The sequence below is a fragment of the Ectothiorhodospira sp. BSL-9 genome, assembly GCF_001632845.1.
Classification (GTDB): domain Bacteria; phylum Pseudomonadota; class Gammaproteobacteria; order Ectothiorhodospirales; family Ectothiorhodospiraceae; genus Ectothiorhodospira.
Window position 1 is genome coordinate 562720 of the sequence record NZ_CP011994.1, and the last position, 13950, is coordinate 576669.

Here is a 13950-nt window from a genome sequence, read left to right on the forward strand (position 1 = left end):
CACTCCTGACCATCCCGCCATGGCCAAGCCCCATCTCGTGGAGGCACTCACCATGTCGCTGGCTCAGGAATGGATGGATCGGGGAGAAGCCAAGGGAATCCAAAAATGCATTCAGAAGGGAATCCAGAAGGGCGTCCATCAGGGCGAGGCCCAGATGCTCGTGTGGCTGCTGGAACAAAAGTTTGGTCAGCAGGCACTCAAGGCCTATCGGCAGTCCATCGAAACGGCAGACGCACACCAGATCAAGACCTGGTCTGCCCGACTGCTCAGCGTCGACAGCATTGAGGACGTCTTCAAGGACGATTTCCCCGTGCAGTGAGAGACTGGGTGTAAAGAAGACAGTGAACCAGCCTGCCCCCGTGGGAGCTGGCCTTGCCGGCGATGCGCTGCGCCAGCAGTGCCCGGGCCAGGCCATGTGCCCGCCGCCTTCGCGGGCGAGGCCCGCTCCCACAAGGTACTGGTCAACGAACCAGGCGGGTGCCGCGCCAAAGGGATGTGGGGCATCCACTGAGCCAGCAATACCCTGCCCCGACCGATCTGAATCCATCTCCCACCAGCCAAACAACCGCCCGTTGACGCCTCGACGGTCTTGTATTAATTTACTGAACGGGGAGAAGGGACAGGCACTCCTGACCATCCCGCTCACCCTTTCGCCCCCTACCGCTTACGCTGCCACAGGGAGGCAAGGGACAGGCACTCCTAGGGCAAGTAAGGGACAGGCACTCCTGACCATCCCAGTCAGCCTTTCGCCCCATACCGCTTATGTTCAACGCCCACCCGCCCCATTGACCGCCATTTCCTCGCCTGGGAATTAAAGGCGAGGCAAGGGACAGGCACTCCTGACCATCCCGCTCACCCTTTGGAGCTCGAAGTAAGAGACAGGCACTCCTGACCATTCCACTCAGCCTTTCGCCCCCTACCGCTTATGTTCAACGCCCACCCGCCTCGTTGACCGCCATTTCCTCGCCTGGGAATCGCCCTCCGGCCTCGGGCTCCCCCCGAGGCAAGGGACAGGCACTCCTGACCATCCCGCTCACCCTTTCGCCCCCTACCGCTGAAGTAAGAGACAGGCACTCCTGACCATTCCACTCAGCCTTTCGCCCCCTACCGCTTATGTTCAACGCCCACCCGCCTCGTTGACCGCCATTTCCTCGCCTGGGAATCGCCCTCCGGCCTCGGGCTCCCCCGAAATTCCCCTCAAAGCATGAACGGCGCCCACAAGCCAGCCTCGGCACAGCACCGCAGCCTGGTAGAAACCGTTCAGCAAAGCCCCTCAGGCCGCTGATCGTCGTCGCTGCTGACGATACACTGCCTCAAACCGGGTGCTCTGGTTCATCCACTGATCCGGGGTGATGCCCAGTCGCTGCAGGATGGGCGGCTGCGTGCTGGCAATGGCGCCCTTTTTCCTTGGGCCGATGGCCCGCCCGGTGTAGTCCACCAGGGCCAGGTAATCCTCGAAGGCGAACGGAATGCCGGGCTGCTCCGCCTGCACGCACGCGCCCTCAAAATGCAGCAGCGGTTTCACCTTGCCATCGAACCGCAGCAGGGCGTCCAGCTGCATCTGCTCGCGCACGGCCTGAGCCAGATTGAACCGGGGCGTAATCCGTTCCCGGATGCTGGTGTGCTCCGAGTCCTCCGGAGTGGCCGCCATCCCGGCCCGCACCGGGTTGAGATCCACATAGGCCATGCAACTGAGCAGCGCCGCCTCGGTACGCAGCGCCTGGGATTTGAATCGCGCCTCCCAGAAATGCCCGGTGCAGCCATCCTCCCGGTTGGCCTGGCGGGCAATGGGCTCATTCAGGCACTTCATGAACCAGCTCAGGTCCGCCAGCCGCCGCCGGTAGCACTGGGCAAATTCCGTCACTTGGGCCAGCTCAAAGCTTTCCTGTGGGGCCCCGGTCAGATACCTCTGGACCAGTAGTGGCCCCTTGAAAAGGCAGCTCCAGCGCCGCAGCACCTCGTCATCGGACCAGCGTTCAGCTTGGGTCGGCTCCAGTTTGACCACCAGGTGATAATGATTGGACATGACCGCGTAGGCGGCGATGTCCACGGCGAACAGGGAGGCCAGCAGCCGGATCCGATCTTCGATCCATTGCCGGCGGTGTTCATAGCTCTTGCCAGTGGCGTGATCCTGGCCACACAGGAAGGTGCGCCGCACACAGCGCGAGACGACGTGGTAGTCAGGGGTGTCGGTCACCGATATCTGCTGGCAACGGGGGCGTGGCATGTGTCCCTCCTGGACGATGGTTCACCGGCCAGATCCATGGGCCGTGGAACAACAGCCTACCGCGAGGTAAGAGGCCAGGCCAAGGCCGGGAACCGCCATTGCGCTTGCCGGAGGTAGGCCAATGAACTACTCTTGACCCATGGATTTCGAATGGGATGAGGTCAAAAGCGAAGCATGCTTTTCCGGGCGGGGCTTTGATTTTGCCTATGTCGCCAGAGCCTTCTACGACCCAGACCGCGTAATTCAGGAGGATGCCCGCCATAGTTATGGTGAAGAGCGTTATCAACTGTTGGGCAAGATCGAACAGCGCGTGTTCGTGGTGATCTACACGCCCAGGCGTGGCGCCATCCGCATCATCTCGGCACGCAAAGCCAACCAACGTGAGGTTAATCGCTATGAAAACAGTGCGCGTGAGGATTGATCCGGCAGTCCCGGAATCACTGACCTCCGGACGTATTGACACTGCCCGGGTGGATGCCACCACCGAAGCCGATATTGCCAGGCAAGCGGCCGCTGATGAAGCAGCTGCCATGCAGGACGCGGCCAAGTTCGTACGCCGCGTTCGCAAACGTCTAGGTTTGAGCCAGGCCGAGTTCTCAAAAAAAATTGACGTACCCTTGGAGAGCATTCGCAACTGGGAGCAAGGCAAACGCTGCCCCACGGGCGCTGCCAAATCGCTGCTCAAGGTGCTGGATAAAGCCCCTGAAGCAGCGCTCGCCGCACTGCACTGACGATGCGCAGCCACGCAGACACGCAGACAAGGCGGACAGACAGACAAGGGAGGCAAGGGACAGGCACTCCTGACCATCCCGCCATGGCCAAGCCCCATCTCGTGGAGGCACTCACCATGTCGCTGGCTCAGGAATGGATGGATTGCCCAGCGGGTGCACCATCTCGCCACGCCGGACGAAGAGGCCCCTTTCCGTCAATGCGACGGGTTGTTTTGCAGCGCCCTCACCTCGGCCAGGGGCAGGCCCGTTGTCTGAGCGATCTGCTCATCGGTGAGTATCCCGAGCTTGAGCAGGTTGATGGCTGTTTCACGGGCATTCTCCTGCCGACCCTCCTGCCGCCCCTCCTGCCGCCCCTCCTGCCGACCCTTCTGTCGCTCCTTCTCAGCCCATGTCTCAAGATTCTCCGCAAGCATCGCCTTGTCCTCCACCAAACTGTTGATCCGGTCCAGCTCCACCTCGGCCTCCAGGCGCTTGAGGTGACGCTTCAGCCAGCGGGTGATCACCTCATCCAGGCGCGCCTTCTCGGGATGCGCCTGGATACTCGCCACCAGGCGGTCCACCGCTACCTGCAGGGCCTGCAGATCCTTCGAGGCATTCTCCACACTGAAAACCCCGCTCAGGGGCGTATCACGCTGGGCCAACTCTTCATCGGTGAACCGGGATTCATTCACCAGATAATAGCGCAGGTGCGGCTGGTAGACGCGTAGAAACCCCGGCGGTTCCGGCTTGATCATCCGGTAGATGTCCTCCCGGGCTGTCCATCGCTTGGAGCCGTTGTAGAGCACCACCGGGAAGATCGGCGGCATGCCCTTCCTGGCCGTCGTCACCTGGGTCTTGATCAGGTGGTCGTAGAAGCACGCCACATAGTGCAGCATCCTGATCGGCAGGCGGTGGTCCACCGTGGACTGGAACTCCAGCAGCAGGTACACGAACACGCGCTGCCTGACGCCGTCCCAGGTCACCTCCACCGACCAGACCTTGTCCTCGAACTTTTCCTTGAACAGCGGGGTGACATAGTTCCCGCTGTGGTCCGTGAGGGTGGAGAAATCCATCATCGACGACACCTCCGGCGGCGCAAAGCCCTCCATGAGCTGCCGAACCAGCTCCGGGTAGCTGAACAGCTCCTTGTAGCCGGTGTCGTGGTGGTTGCCCATGGCGCCTCCTGGTGAGAGTTGGCCCGTAGTTTGACACATGATCCCAGAGCCGAACGCCGAAAGGACACCCACATTCACTGAGATCCACATAGGCCATGCAACTGAGCAGCGCCGCCTCGGTGCGCAGCGCCTGGGATTTGAAGCGGGCCTCCCAGAAGTGCCCGGTACAGCCATCCTCCCGGTTGGCCTGTCGAGCGATGGGCTCGTTCAGGCACTTCATGAACCAGCTCAGGTCCGCCAGCCGCCGCCGGTAGCACTGGGCAAATTCCGCCACTTGGGCCAGCTCAAAGCTTTCCTGCGGCGCTCCGGCCAGGTACCGCTGGACCAGCAGGGGCCCCTTGAACAGGCAGCTCCAGCGCCGCAGCACCTCGTCATCGGACCACCGCTCGGCGTGCGTCGGCTCCAGCTTGACCACCAGGTGATAATGATTGGACATGACTGCGTAGGCGGCGATGTCCACGGCGAACAGGGAGGCCAGCAGCCGGATACGGTCCTCGATCCATTGCCGGCGGTGTTCAAAGCTCTTGCCGGTGGCATGATCCTGGCCACACAGGAAGGTACGCCGCACACAGCGCGAGACGACGTGGTAGTAAGGGGTGTCGGTCACCGATATCTGCTGGCAACGGGGGCGTGGCATGTGTCCCTCCTGGACGATGGTTCACCGGCCAGATCCATGGGCCGTGGAACAACAGCCTACCGCGAGGTAAGAGGCCAGGCCAAGGCCGGGAACCGCCATTGCGTTTGCCGGAGGTAGGCCAATGAACTACTCTTGACCCATGGATTTCGAATGGGATGAGGTCAAAAGCGAAGCATGCTTTTCCGGGCGGGGCTTTGATTTTGCCTACGTCGCCAGAGCCTTCTACGACCCAGACCGCGTAATTCAGGAGGATGCCCGCCATAGTTATGGTGAAGAGCGTTATCAACTGTTGGGCAAGATCGAACAGCGCGTGTTCGTGGTGATCTACACGCCCAGGCGTGGGCCATCCGCATCATCTCGGCACGCAAAGCCAACCAACGTGAGGTTAATCGCTATGAAAACAGTGCGCGTGAGGATTGATCCGGCAGTCCCGGAATCACTGACCTCCGGACGTATTGACACTGCCCGGGTGGATGCCACCACCGAAGCCGATATTGCCAGGCAAGCGGCCGCTGATGAAGCAGCTGCCATGCAGGACGCGGCCAAGTTCGTACGCCGCGTTCGCAAACGTCTAGGTTTGAGCCAGGCCGAGTTCTCAAAAAAAATTGACGTACCCTTGGAGAGCATTCGCAACTGGGAGCAAGGCAAACGCTGCCCCACGGGCGCTGCCAAATCGCTGCTCAAGGTGCTGGATAAAGCCCCTGAAGCAGCGCTCGCCGCACTGCACTGACGATGCGCAGCCACGCAGACACGCAGACAAGGCGGACAGACAGACAAGGGAGGCAAGGGACAGGCACTCCTGACCATCCCGCCATGGCCAAGCCCCATCTCGTGGAGGCACTCACCATGTCGCTGGCTCAGGAATGGATGGATCGGGGAGAAGCCAAGGGAATCCAAAAATGCATTCAGAAGGGAATCCAGAAGGGCGTCCATCAGGGCGAGGCCCAGATGCTCGTGTGGCTGCTGGAACAAAAGTTTGGTCAGCAGGCACTCAAGGCCTATCGGCAGTCCATCGAAACGGCAGACGCACACCAGATCAAGACCTGGTCTGCCCGACTGCTCAGCGTCGACAGCATTGAGGACGTCTTCAAGGACGATTTCCCCGTGCAGTGAGAGACTGGGTGTAAAGAAGACAGTGAACCAGCCTGCCCCCGTGGGAGCTGGCCTTGCCGGCGATGCGCTGCGCCAGCAGTGCCCGGGCCAGGCCATGTGCCCGCCGCCTTCGCGGGCGAGGCCCGCTCCCACAAGGCACTGGTCAACGAACCAGGCGGGTGCCGCGCCAAAGGGATGTGGGGCATCCACTGAGCCAGCAACACCCTGCCCCGACCGATCTGAATCCATCTCCCACCAGCCAAACAACCGCCCGTTGACGCCTCGACGGTCTTGTATTAATTTACAGCTTCCCGCGACCCGACAGGACGGGCACCCCCATGACCCTGCCCCGCTCGACCCTCGTCTGCCTGGACGAGACGCCCTGGTTCCACGTGATCTCGCGCTGGGTACGTCGCGCCCTTCTCTGCGCTCAGGATCACTTCACCGGCAACCGCGACGCGCATCGTCGCGGCAGGATTGAGGACTGCATCCTGGAACGGGCCTCGGTGTTTGCCATTGAGGGAAAGGCCACATGAGCCAGTTGCTCGACCCCACGAATGATTATGTCTTCAAGCGCCTGTTGACCACCGCCCCGGATCTGCTGGTGGCCCTGATCAATGATCTGCGCCCCGACCTGCCAAACATCACTTCTGCAGAGGTACTCAACCCCAGCATCGAACCCAGTGAACTCACCGGCAAGTACATCATCCTTGATGTGCTGGCCCGCGATGGGCAAGGCCACTGCTACAATGTGGAGATACAGGTGCGCCGCTATGGGGCCTGGCACAAGCGGGGATTGTTCTATCTGGCTCGCACACTGGGCAACCAACTGGGCGCGGGCGAGGACTATGAGCAATTGCGCGCCTCGGTGGGCTTGCATCTGCTGGACTTCGATCTATTCACCCACACGGAGGCAGAGCGCCGGCAGGCCGTGTGGCGCTTTGAGATGCGCGATGAAACCCAGCCCGAGGTCACGCTGGGGAACATCCTGCAGATGAACCTGATCGAACTGAAAAAGGCCGACATCCTGTGCCTGCCGCCCGGGCCGTTGTCGGACTGGATCACCTTCTTCAAGCACTGGCGAGAGGAATTGACCATGGCCAAGATCGCCCACGAGCCGGTCCAGCAGGCGGTGAGCCGCCTCAAGGAATTGAGCGCTGACGAGGAAGCCCGCCGCCTGGCCTTCGTGCGCGAGCGCGCCCTGAGGGACGAGGTGTCGCTGCTGAATGATGCCAAGCGGGAAGGGCGTGAAGAAGGGCGTGAGGAAGGGCGCGAGGAAGGGCGTCATGAGGGCTTTGAAGGATTGCTGCGCGCCCAACTGGTGTTCAATTCGGTGAACTTCCCGGTTGGGTGGATGAGCGCTTATCAACGGCATCCGATGAACAATTGAATTCCTGGGGCACCCGGCTGCTGACGGCCAACAGCCTGAACGAGCTATTCGGGTAGCACAGGAAAGGGACAGGCACTCCCGACCCTCCCGACCACTCCTGACCATTCCACTCAGCCTTTCGCCCCCTACCGCTTATGTTCAACGCCCACCTGCCCCGTTGACCGCCATTTCCTCGCCTGGGAATCGCCCTCCGGCCTCGGGTTGTCCCGACATCGTCCTCAAAGCATGAACGGCACCCACAAGCCAGCCTCGGCACAGCACCGCAGCCTGGTGGAAACCGTCCAGCAAAGCCCCTCAGGCCGCTGATCGTCGTCGCTGCTGACGATACACTGCCTCAAACCGGGTGCTCTGGTTCATCCACTGATCCGGGGTGATGCCCAGTCGCTGCAGGATGGGCGGCTGCGTGCTGGCAATGGCGCCCTTTTTCCTTGGGTCGATGGCCCGCCCGGTGTAGTCCACCAGGGCCAGGTAATCCTCGAAGGCGAACGGAATGCCGGTCTGCTCCGCCTGCACGCACGCGCCCTCGAAATGCAGCAGCGGTTTCACCTTGCCGTCGAACCGCAGCAGGGCGTCCAGCTGCATCTGCTCGCGCACGGCCCTAGCCAGGTTGAACCGGGGCGTAATCCGTTCCCGGATGCTGGTGTGCTCCGAGTCCTCCGGAGTGGCCGCCATCCCGGCGCGCACCGGGTTGAGATCCACATAGGCCATGCAACTGAGCAGCGCCGCCTCGGTGCGCAGCGCCTGGGACTTGAAGCGCGCTTCCCAGAAATGCCCGGTGCAGCCATCCTCCCGGTTGGCCTGGCGGGCAATGGGCTCGTTCAGGCACTTCATGAACCAGCTCAGGTCCGCCAGCCGCCGCCGGTAGCACTGGGCAAATTCCGCCACCTGGGCCAGCTCAAAGCTTTCCTGTGGGTCTCCGGCCAGATACCGCTGGACCAGCAGCGGCCCCTTGAACAGGCAGCTCCAGCGCCGCAGCACCTCGTCATCAGTCCACCGCTCGGCGTGCGTCGGCTCCAGCTTGACCACCAGATGATAATGGTTGGACATGACCGCGTAGGCGGCGATGTCCACGGCGAACAGGGAGGCCAGCAGCCGGATACGGTCCTCGATCCATTGCCGGCGGTGTTCATAGCTCTTGCCGGTGGAGTGATCCTGCCCACACAGGAAGGTACGCCGCACACAGCGCGAGACGACGTGGTAGTAAGGAGTGTCGGTGACCGATATCTGCTGGCAACGGGGGCGTGGCATGTGTCCCTCCTGGACGGTTTTTTCCCGGTCGAATCATGGCCAATGCTCAACGCACCAATAGTCCTTCCAATTCCTGATAACACTTAAACTTCGAATCAGCAGACAACAGATGCGCCTGATGCACCAAAGCAGTCGCGATGATGATGCGATCCTGCGGATCGCTATGATGTTCGGGCAGGGTGACGGCACGCTCCGCAATCGCTGGTGTAATGGGCAATAGCCCAATCTCAGAGGCGTCGAGGGCTTGCTCAAACCACTGCTCTAGCGGCAAACCCAGGTTAATTCGGTTATGCTCGACCAACCAGGCCACTTCGAAAAGGCTGATAGCGCTAACGCCTATACTCGTGTCTGTTTCGATCGCATCACGCCACACCGGGTTTAGCCGCTGATCATTTGCCATCCACCAGAGCCAGACGTGCGTATCCAGCACTTGCATCAATTTAAATTCCAGCTGGAATCCGGCACGGTGTCGATGACGTCACCCTTGAAAATGATAGGAGGCACCTTGGCCGGGCGCCGCCGGGGCGATGAGGTTTGAGCCTTCCCTGCCTGAACATTCTCGGGTGGATCCTCCATCAATACGATCACCTTCACGTGGCGATTTTTCAGCTTCTCAAACTGCGGAATACGGATGAACTCGCTTTTGATATCCGTCTCGAACTCTACCGCGTACATATGGCACCTCCAGCAAGCAAGGGATAACCAACCCCCACGAGGATAGCACGACCACCTGCCCCGGGACCGCGTATGCAACCAGGCGAAAACAGCAGAATGGGCGACTGCGCGTTGGCAATGGCACCCTTCTTCCTAGGGTCGATGGCCCGCCCGGTGTAGTCCACCAGGGCCAGGTAATCCTCGAAGGCGAACTGAATGCCGGTCTGCTCGGCCTGCACGCAGCCCCCCCTCAAAATGCAGCAGCGGTTTCACCTTGCCGTCGAACCGCAGCAGGGCATCCATCTGCATCTGCTCGCGCACGGCCTGAGCCAGGTTGAACCGGGGCGTGATCCGTCCCTGGATGCTGGTGTGCTGCGATTCCTCCGGGGTGGCCGCCATCCCGGCCCGCACCGGGTTGAGATCCACATAGGCCATGCAACTGAGCAGCGCCGCAGCACCTCGTCATCAGTCCACCGCTCGGCGTGCGTCGGCTCCAGTTTGATCACCAGGTGGTAATGGTTGGACATGACCGCGTAGGCGGCGATGTCCACGGCGAACAGGGATGCCAGCAGCCGGATCCGATCTTCGATCCATTGCCGGCGGTGTTCATAGCTCTTGCCAGTGGCATGATCCTGTCCACACAGGAAGGTACGCCGCACACAGCGCGAGACGACGTGGTAGTAAGGGGTGTCGGTCACCGATATCTGCTGGCAACGGGGAGGCAAGGGACAGGCACTTTTGACCATTTCGGTCGGTTGTTCGCCCCCTACCGATGATGTCAACGACCACCCTCCCCCATTTCCCGGTCTTGAACCGCTCGCTGTCAGCACCCGATTTCCCCCGATCTCTTCCCCGACACCTGAACGGCGCCCAGGGGCCATCCTCGGCACATCACCGCAGCATGGGGAGTCGTTCGGGGAAGCCCGTCAGGCCGCTGATCGTCGTCGCTGATGCCGGCAAACGGTCTCAAACCGAGTGCTCTGAACCAGCCATTGCTCCGGGTTGAGTCCCAGCCGCTGCAGGATCGGAGGCAGTGTGCTGGCAATGGCACCCTTCTTTTTCGGATCAATGGCCCGCCCGGTGTAGTCCATTGCCGAGTGATATCACTCCAAGCTATCATGGCAGGATGAAAACCAAGCACCGCAAGACCCTGGCGGCTGTCTACCGCCATCCCACAGCCAGCGGGATCGTGTTTGCGGAGATTGAGGCGCTTGTGGTTGCCCTAGGCGGCGAGGTGCGCGAAGGCGATGGGTCACGCGTTGCCTTCGAGTTGGGCGACGGCGGCCGCCTCTACCTGCACCGACCGCACCCCGGCAAGGAGGCAAAAAAATATCAGGTCGAGGACGTGCGCGCCTGGCTGGACGAGAGAGGAATCAAGCCATGACCAATGTGCTCAAGTATCAGGGCTACACCGCCCGCATCGAGTTCGACGCCGAGGACGAGGTGTTCGTCGGCCATGTGCTCGGGATCGCCGACCGGATCAGCTTCCACGGCGAGAGTGTCGCCGAGCTGACCGATGCCTTCCATGTGGCCGTCGATCACTACCTGGAGGATTGCCGCGCTGCCGGTCGCGAACCGCTCAAGCCGGCATCCGGCCGTGTGCTGCTGCGCATTCCACCCGAAGTGCATGCTGCGGCCAGCATCGCCGCACAGGCATCCGGCAAAAGCCTGAACCAGTGGGCCGCCGATGCCATCGCCCGCGCCGCCGAGACCGGATCACACCCAAGCCACTGATGCGCACCGAATGACAGAGCTGGCTCGAGAAACAGGGCTTTCCTAAGGGTAGTAAGTGGGTAGTAAGGGGCTTGAGCAGTTCACTTGAAACCTTCTCATAGCTTATCTATGCTTTCCAATATGAAAAGATTGGTAAGCATCGGCGAGGCCGCCAAGGCGCTGGGCGTGTCCATTACGACCCTGCGCCGCTGGGAAGCATCGGGGAGGTTGGTGCCTGAGCACACAGCGGGCGGCCATCGCCGTTACGACCTGGCGAAACTCCGGCCCGAGATGTTCCGGGCCGAGGAAGATGCAGGGCGGCGCACCGTGGCCTATGCTCGCGTGTCCAGCCATGATCAGAAGGAGGATCTGGAGCGGCAGAAACAGGTGCTGGAACTTTACTGCGCTCAGCAGGGATGGACGTTCGAGTTGATTTCCGACCTTGGTTCAGGGATGAACTATCACAAGAAAGGTTTGAAGCGACTGCTTGATGCCATCATCGATGGGGAAGTCGGGCGACTGGTGATCACCCATAAGGATCGGCTTTTGCGCTTCGGGGCCGAGTTGGTCTTTGCCATCTGCGAAGCCCGGGAGGTCGAGGTGGTGATTCTCAACCAGGGTGAAGATGCGACCTTTGAAGAGGACCTGGCGAAGGATGTGCTGGAGATCATCACCGTGTTCAGCGCCCGACTCTACGGCAGCCGCTCGCGCAAGAACCAGAGGCTGCTGGACGGCGTGAAGAAGGCCGTGGAGGACGCGACATGATCCGTGCCCACAGGATTGCGCTTGCGCCCAACAACAGGCAGGCGACCTATTTTGCCCGCGCGGCAGGCACGGCACGTTTTGCCTACAACTGGGCGTTGGCCGAATGGCAGTGCCAGTACGCGGCCTGGAAGCAGGACAGCAGTCTGCCCAAACCCTCGCAGGCGGCGCTTCGTCGCCAGTTGAACGCTGTCAAGCGCGAGCAGTTTCCATGGATGCTGGAGGTCACCAAAACGGCACCGCAGATGGCGATCATCCAATTGGGTGAAGCCTTCAAGCACTTCTTTGCCGGTCGGGCCAGGTATCCGAAGTTCCGCAAAAAAGGCGTTCATGACCGATTCACACTCACCAACGACCAGTTCCGCGTCGAAGGCTCCCGCATCCGCATCCCCAACCTTGGCTGGGTGCGGATGCGGGAGTCGTTGCGCTTTACCGGCAAAATCATGTCCGCGACGATCTCCCGCGTCGCCGACCGCTGGTTTGTCAGCATCACCGTAGACACCGAAGACCCACCCAGGCGACCGGCTGAAAACCAAGGCTCGGTCGGGGTGGATCTGGGGGTCTTGGCACTGGCCACGCTCTCGACGGGAGACACCATGACGGGCCCCAAGGCGCATACCGCCGTGCTCAAGCGACTCCGTCGGCTATCACGCAGCCTGTCGCGCAAGCAAAAAGGCTCCAGCAACCGGAACAAGGCCAAGGCGAAACTGGCACGGCTGCATACCCGCATTGCCAACATTCGCCAAGATGCCTTGCACAAACTCACGTCGGATCTGACCCGGCGGTTTCATACCATCGGCATCGAGGATCTGAATGTGCGCGGCATGATGGCGAACCGGCATCTGGCCCGATCCATTGCCGACATGAGCTTTCATGAGTTCCGGCGGCAACTGGCGTACAAGGCAGATCAGCGGGGTGGGCAGGTGGTGGTGGCCGACCGCTGGTTCCCCAGCAGCAAAATGTGTTCGGTTTGTGGATCGGTGCAGAAGGTCATGCCACTATCCACGCGGCAGTGGATTTGCCCGGACTGTGGCGTACACCACAACCGGGATGTGAATGCGGCAAGAAATCTTGCCCATTACGCCGTGAGTTCCACGGTGTCAGCCTGTGGAGAGGAAGGCGCTGGCTCAGGTCGCAAGACCGGAGTGAAACCGGCCTCTGTGAAGCAGGAAATCAGCACTGAACCTGTTTAGATGCTTATGAGCAGGTTTGGGTAGGTATGATGGAACGGTAGTAAGGGACAGGCAGTCTTGACCCTTGACCATCCCGGTCTAGAGAGACAAGGGACAGGCACTCCCGACCATCCGCGCTGGGAGAGGCAAGGGACAGGCACTCCTGACCATCCCGCCATGGCCAAGCCCCATCTCGTGGAGGCACTCACCATGTCGCTGGCTCAGGAATGGATGGATTGCCCAGCGGGTGCACCATCTCGCCACGCCGGACGAAGAGGCCCCTTTCCGTCAATGCGACGGGTTGTTTTGCAGCACCCTCACCTCGGCCAGGGGCAGGCCCGTTGTCTGAGCGATCGGCAGGAATGAGGGACAGGCACTCTTGAGTGGGCACTCTTGAGTGAGTGTAGAGGGCCTTGAGCTGAGCCTCCAGACCCGTTGCCTCAAGTTGCCTTGCGTAATTAACGCATCTACAATAATTTCATAAGTACGCGTTACTGCTGGGACGAAACCAAACGGCAGGCCAACCTTGAAAAGCACGGCCTTGACTTTGTCGATGCCGATTTGGTGTTGGCAAGCGAATATCGGCTGGATGTGCCCAGTGAGCGCAATGACGAGCAACGAGTGCAGTCTTTTGCCTACGTGTTTGAGGTGCTCACCGTGTTGACGGTGGTGTATCTGCCCGGAGTGGATGGCTTTCGTGTCATCAGCTTTCGCCGGGCCAATCGTTCGGAAAGAGGTGTCTACCATGAGTGGCTTGAAAACAACGACGCTGACGCTTGAGCAAATGCGTAGCCACCGGGCACAGGGCGAATCCAAGACCGACTGGGCGCGGTTGAAATGCGAGGTTGAGGCAGGTGTAGAACCTACCGATGACGAGGATTCACCCGATGCAACCCAGAAACTGCGTGAGGTGGTGGAAAAGCGCCAAGTGGGCAGGCCGGCAGGAAGTGGCACCAAGGAACAGGTGTCGATCCGCTTCGACCGGGACGTTCTGCGTGCCTTTCGCTCCGCTGGGCCTGGGTGGCAGACCCGAATGAACGAGGCGCTGAAGGATTGGCTCAAGACCCACTCCCCGCGCTGACACGAGTGAGGGCGGGACAGGCAGTGCGCCGCTTCTTCCTCGGATCAATGGCCCGCCCGAAACCGAGCCAAAGCCCCCCCGTGGGAGCT

19 protein-coding genes are annotated in these 13950 nt (G+C 61.1%); 13 read left to right on the plus strand and 6 right to left on the minus strand.

The features are described 5' to 3' along the window. Positions 1-19: 19 nt before the first annotated feature. The gene (locus tag ECTOBSL9_RS02810) at positions 20-319 is read left to right on the plus strand and encodes a hypothetical protein (RefSeq protein ID WP_063463785.1); all 300 of its coding nucleotides are present in this window, start codon (positions 20-22) and stop codon (positions 317-319) included. Positions 320-1273: 954 nt separating this feature from the next. On the opposite strand, the gene ECTOBSL9_RS02815 is transcribed toward ECTOBSL9_RS02810, so the two are convergent. Next, positions 1274-2227 carry a transposase gene (locus ECTOBSL9_RS02815; protein ID WP_063463786.1) on the minus strand — a complete coding sequence of 318 codons (954 nt, stop codon included), beginning with the start codon at positions 2225-2227 and terminating at the stop codon, positions 1274-1276. A gap of 139 nt (positions 2228-2366) precedes the next feature. Between ECTOBSL9_RS02815 and ECTOBSL9_RS02820 the strand changes: the two genes are divergently transcribed. Then, complete coding sequence (locus tag ECTOBSL9_RS02820; RefSeq protein WP_063463787.1) at positions 2367-2648, plus strand: BrnT family toxin; 282 nt, start codon at positions 2367-2369, stop codon at positions 2646-2648. Beyond that, positions 2623-2958, plus strand: a complete 336-nt coding sequence (locus ECTOBSL9_RS02825; RefSeq protein WP_063463788.1) for a DNA-binding transcriptional regulator — start codon at positions 2623-2625, stop codon at positions 2956-2958. Before ECTOBSL9_RS02820 ends, ECTOBSL9_RS02825 begins: the two co-directional genes overlap by 26 nt. 194 nt (positions 2959-3152) lie before the next feature. Here ECTOBSL9_RS02825 and ECTOBSL9_RS02830 read toward each other — a convergent pair whose 3' ends face one another. Then, a complete protein-coding gene (locus ECTOBSL9_RS02830) occupies positions 3153-4112 on the minus strand; it encodes an Rpn family recombination-promoting nuclease/putative transposase (protein ID WP_063463789.1) in 960 nt (319 codons plus the stop codon). A 776-nt stretch (positions 4113-4888) separates the two neighbouring features. On the opposite strand from ECTOBSL9_RS02830, the gene ECTOBSL9_RS17385 reads away from it, so the two are divergent. The 4 genes from ECTOBSL9_RS17385 to ECTOBSL9_RS02855 all read left to right on the plus strand — a co-directional run bounded on the left by ECTOBSL9_RS17385 (position 4889) and on the right by ECTOBSL9_RS02855 (position 7231). Beyond that, positions 4889-5479, plus strand: coding sequence for a BrnT family toxin (locus tag ECTOBSL9_RS17385; RefSeq protein WP_240481037.1), 591 nt, complete (start codon positions 4889-4891; stop codon positions 5477-5479). 83 nt (positions 5480-5562) lie between these two features. After that, positions 5563-5862 (plus strand): hypothetical protein, encoded by a 300-nt coding sequence (locus ECTOBSL9_RS02845; protein WP_063463785.1) that lies wholly within the window; start codon positions 5563-5565, stop codon positions 5860-5862. 317 nt (positions 5863-6179) lie between these two features. After that, the gene (locus ECTOBSL9_RS02850) at positions 6180-6377 is read left to right on the plus strand and encodes a hypothetical protein (protein WP_063463791.1); all 198 of its coding nucleotides are present in this window, start codon (positions 6180-6182) and stop codon (positions 6375-6377) included. Next, positions 6374-7231: an Rpn family recombination-promoting nuclease/putative transposase gene (locus ECTOBSL9_RS02855; protein ID WP_082829698.1), complete on the plus strand. Its 858-nt coding sequence runs from the start codon at positions 6374-6376 to the stop codon at positions 7229-7231. The genes ECTOBSL9_RS02850 and ECTOBSL9_RS02855 overlap by 4 nt, the downstream gene beginning before the upstream one ends. A 294-nt stretch (positions 7232-7525) precedes the next feature. On the opposite strand, the gene ECTOBSL9_RS02860 is transcribed toward ECTOBSL9_RS02855, so the two are convergent. The 4 genes from ECTOBSL9_RS02860 to ECTOBSL9_RS17790 all read right to left on the minus strand — a co-directional run bounded on the left by ECTOBSL9_RS02860 (position 7526) and on the right by ECTOBSL9_RS17790 (position 9568). Further along, complete coding sequence (locus ECTOBSL9_RS02860; RefSeq protein WP_063463792.1) at positions 7526-8479, minus strand: transposase; 954 nt, start codon at positions 8477-8479, stop codon at positions 7526-7528. Between the two features lie 46 nt (positions 8480-8525). Further along, positions 8526-8915, minus strand: a complete 390-nt coding sequence (locus tag ECTOBSL9_RS02865) for a type II toxin-antitoxin system VapC family toxin (protein ID WP_063463793.1) — start codon at positions 8913-8915, stop codon at positions 8526-8528. Continuing rightward, positions 8915-9154, minus strand: a complete 240-nt coding sequence (locus ECTOBSL9_RS02870; RefSeq protein WP_063463794.1) for a hypothetical protein — start codon at positions 9152-9154, stop codon at positions 8915-8917. The genes ECTOBSL9_RS02865 and ECTOBSL9_RS02870 overlap by 1 nt, the downstream gene beginning before the upstream one ends. A 132-nt stretch (positions 9155-9286) precedes the next feature. Then, positions 9287-9568: a hypothetical protein gene (locus tag ECTOBSL9_RS17790; RefSeq protein ID WP_063463795.1), complete on the minus strand. Its 282-nt coding sequence runs from the start codon at positions 9566-9568 to the stop codon at positions 9287-9289. 691 nt (positions 9569-10259) lie between these two features. Here ECTOBSL9_RS17790 and ECTOBSL9_RS02880 point away from each other — a divergent pair. The 6 genes from ECTOBSL9_RS02880 (at position 10260) to ECTOBSL9_RS02905 (ending at position 13861) form a co-directional block, all read left to right on the plus strand. After that, positions 10260-10517, plus strand: a complete 258-nt coding sequence (locus ECTOBSL9_RS02880) for a type II toxin-antitoxin system HicA family toxin (protein ID WP_063463796.1) — start codon at positions 10260-10262, stop codon at positions 10515-10517. Beyond that, entirely contained in the window at positions 10514-10867 is a 354-nt protein-coding gene (locus ECTOBSL9_RS02885; protein ID WP_063463797.1) for a type II toxin-antitoxin system HicB family antitoxin, read from the plus strand. Before ECTOBSL9_RS02880 ends, ECTOBSL9_RS02885 begins: the two co-directional genes overlap by 4 nt. Positions 10868-10987: 120 nt before the next feature. After that, positions 10988-11611: an IS607 family transposase gene (locus ECTOBSL9_RS02890; protein ID WP_063465969.1), complete on the plus strand. Its 624-nt coding sequence runs from the start codon at positions 10988-10990 to the stop codon at positions 11609-11611. Beyond that, complete coding sequence (locus ECTOBSL9_RS02895; protein ID WP_063463798.1) at positions 11608-12801, plus strand: RNA-guided endonuclease TnpB family protein; 1194 nt, start codon at positions 11608-11610, stop codon at positions 12799-12801. Before ECTOBSL9_RS02890 ends, ECTOBSL9_RS02895 begins: the two co-directional genes overlap by 4 nt. A gap of 459 nt (positions 12802-13260) precedes the next feature. Then, positions 13261-13560 (plus strand): BrnT family toxin, encoded by a 300-nt coding sequence (locus ECTOBSL9_RS02900; RefSeq protein ID WP_063463799.1) that lies wholly within the window; start codon positions 13261-13263, stop codon positions 13558-13560. Continuing rightward, positions 13526-13861, plus strand: coding sequence for a BrnA antitoxin family protein (locus tag ECTOBSL9_RS02905; protein WP_082829699.1), 336 nt, complete (start codon positions 13526-13528; stop codon positions 13859-13861). Before ECTOBSL9_RS02900 ends, ECTOBSL9_RS02905 begins: the two co-directional genes overlap by 35 nt. Positions 13862-13950 lie beyond the last annotated feature (89 nt).

Coding starts and splice junctions, on each gene's coding strand:
- ECTOBSL9_RS02810 (WP_063463785.1), top strand. CDS start 20: ATGGCCAAGCCCCATCTCGTGGAGGCACTCACCATGTCGCTGGCTCAG.
- ECTOBSL9_RS02815 (WP_063463786.1), bottom strand. CDS start 2,227: ATGCCACGCCCCCGTTGCCAGCAGATATCGGTGACCGACACCCCTGAC.
- ECTOBSL9_RS02820 (WP_063463787.1), top strand. CDS start 2,367: ATGGATTTCGAATGGGATGAGGTCAAAAGCGAAGCATGCTTTTCCGGG.
- ECTOBSL9_RS02825 (WP_063463788.1), top strand. CDS start 2,623: ATGAAAACAGTGCGCGTGAGGATTGATCCGGCAGTCCCGGAATCACTG.
- ECTOBSL9_RS02830 (WP_063463789.1), bottom strand. CDS start 4,112: ATGGGCAACCACCACGACACCGGCTACAAGGAGCTGTTCAGCTACCCG.
- ECTOBSL9_RS17385 (WP_240481037.1), top strand. CDS start 4,889: ATGGATTTCGAATGGGATGAGGTCAAAAGCGAAGCATGCTTTTCCGGG.
- ECTOBSL9_RS02845 (WP_063463785.1), top strand. CDS start 5,563: ATGGCCAAGCCCCATCTCGTGGAGGCACTCACCATGTCGCTGGCTCAG.
- ECTOBSL9_RS02850 (WP_063463791.1), top strand. CDS start 6,180: ATGACCCTGCCCCGCTCGACCCTCGTCTGCCTGGACGAGACGCCCTGG.
- ECTOBSL9_RS02855 (WP_082829698.1), top strand. CDS start 6,374: ATGAGCCAGTTGCTCGACCCCACGAATGATTATGTCTTCAAGCGCCTG.
- ECTOBSL9_RS02860 (WP_063463792.1), bottom strand. CDS start 8,479: ATGCCACGCCCCCGTTGCCAGCAGATATCGGTCACCGACACTCCTTAC.
- ECTOBSL9_RS02865 (WP_063463793.1), bottom strand. CDS start 8,915: ATGCAAGTGCTGGATACGCACGTCTGGCTCTGGTGGATGGCAAATGAT.
- ECTOBSL9_RS02870 (WP_063463794.1), bottom strand. CDS start 9,154: ATGTACGCGGTAGAGTTCGAGACGGATATCAAAAGCGAGTTCATCCGT.
- ECTOBSL9_RS17790 (WP_063463795.1), bottom strand. CDS start 9,568: ATGGCCTATGTGGATCTCAACCCGGTGCGGGCCGGGATGGCGGCCACC.
- ECTOBSL9_RS02880 (WP_063463796.1), top strand. CDS start 10,260: ATGAAAACCAAGCACCGCAAGACCCTGGCGGCTGTCTACCGCCATCCC.
- ECTOBSL9_RS02885 (WP_063463797.1), top strand. CDS start 10,514: ATGACCAATGTGCTCAAGTATCAGGGCTACACCGCCCGCATCGAGTTC.
- ECTOBSL9_RS02890 (WP_063465969.1), top strand. CDS start 10,988: ATGAAAAGATTGGTAAGCATCGGCGAGGCCGCCAAGGCGCTGGGCGTG.
- ECTOBSL9_RS02895 (WP_063463798.1), top strand. CDS start 11,608: ATGATCCGTGCCCACAGGATTGCGCTTGCGCCCAACAACAGGCAGGCG.
- ECTOBSL9_RS02905 (WP_082829699.1), top strand. CDS start 13,526: ATGAGTGGCTTGAAAACAACGACGCTGACGCTTGAGCAAATGCGTAGC.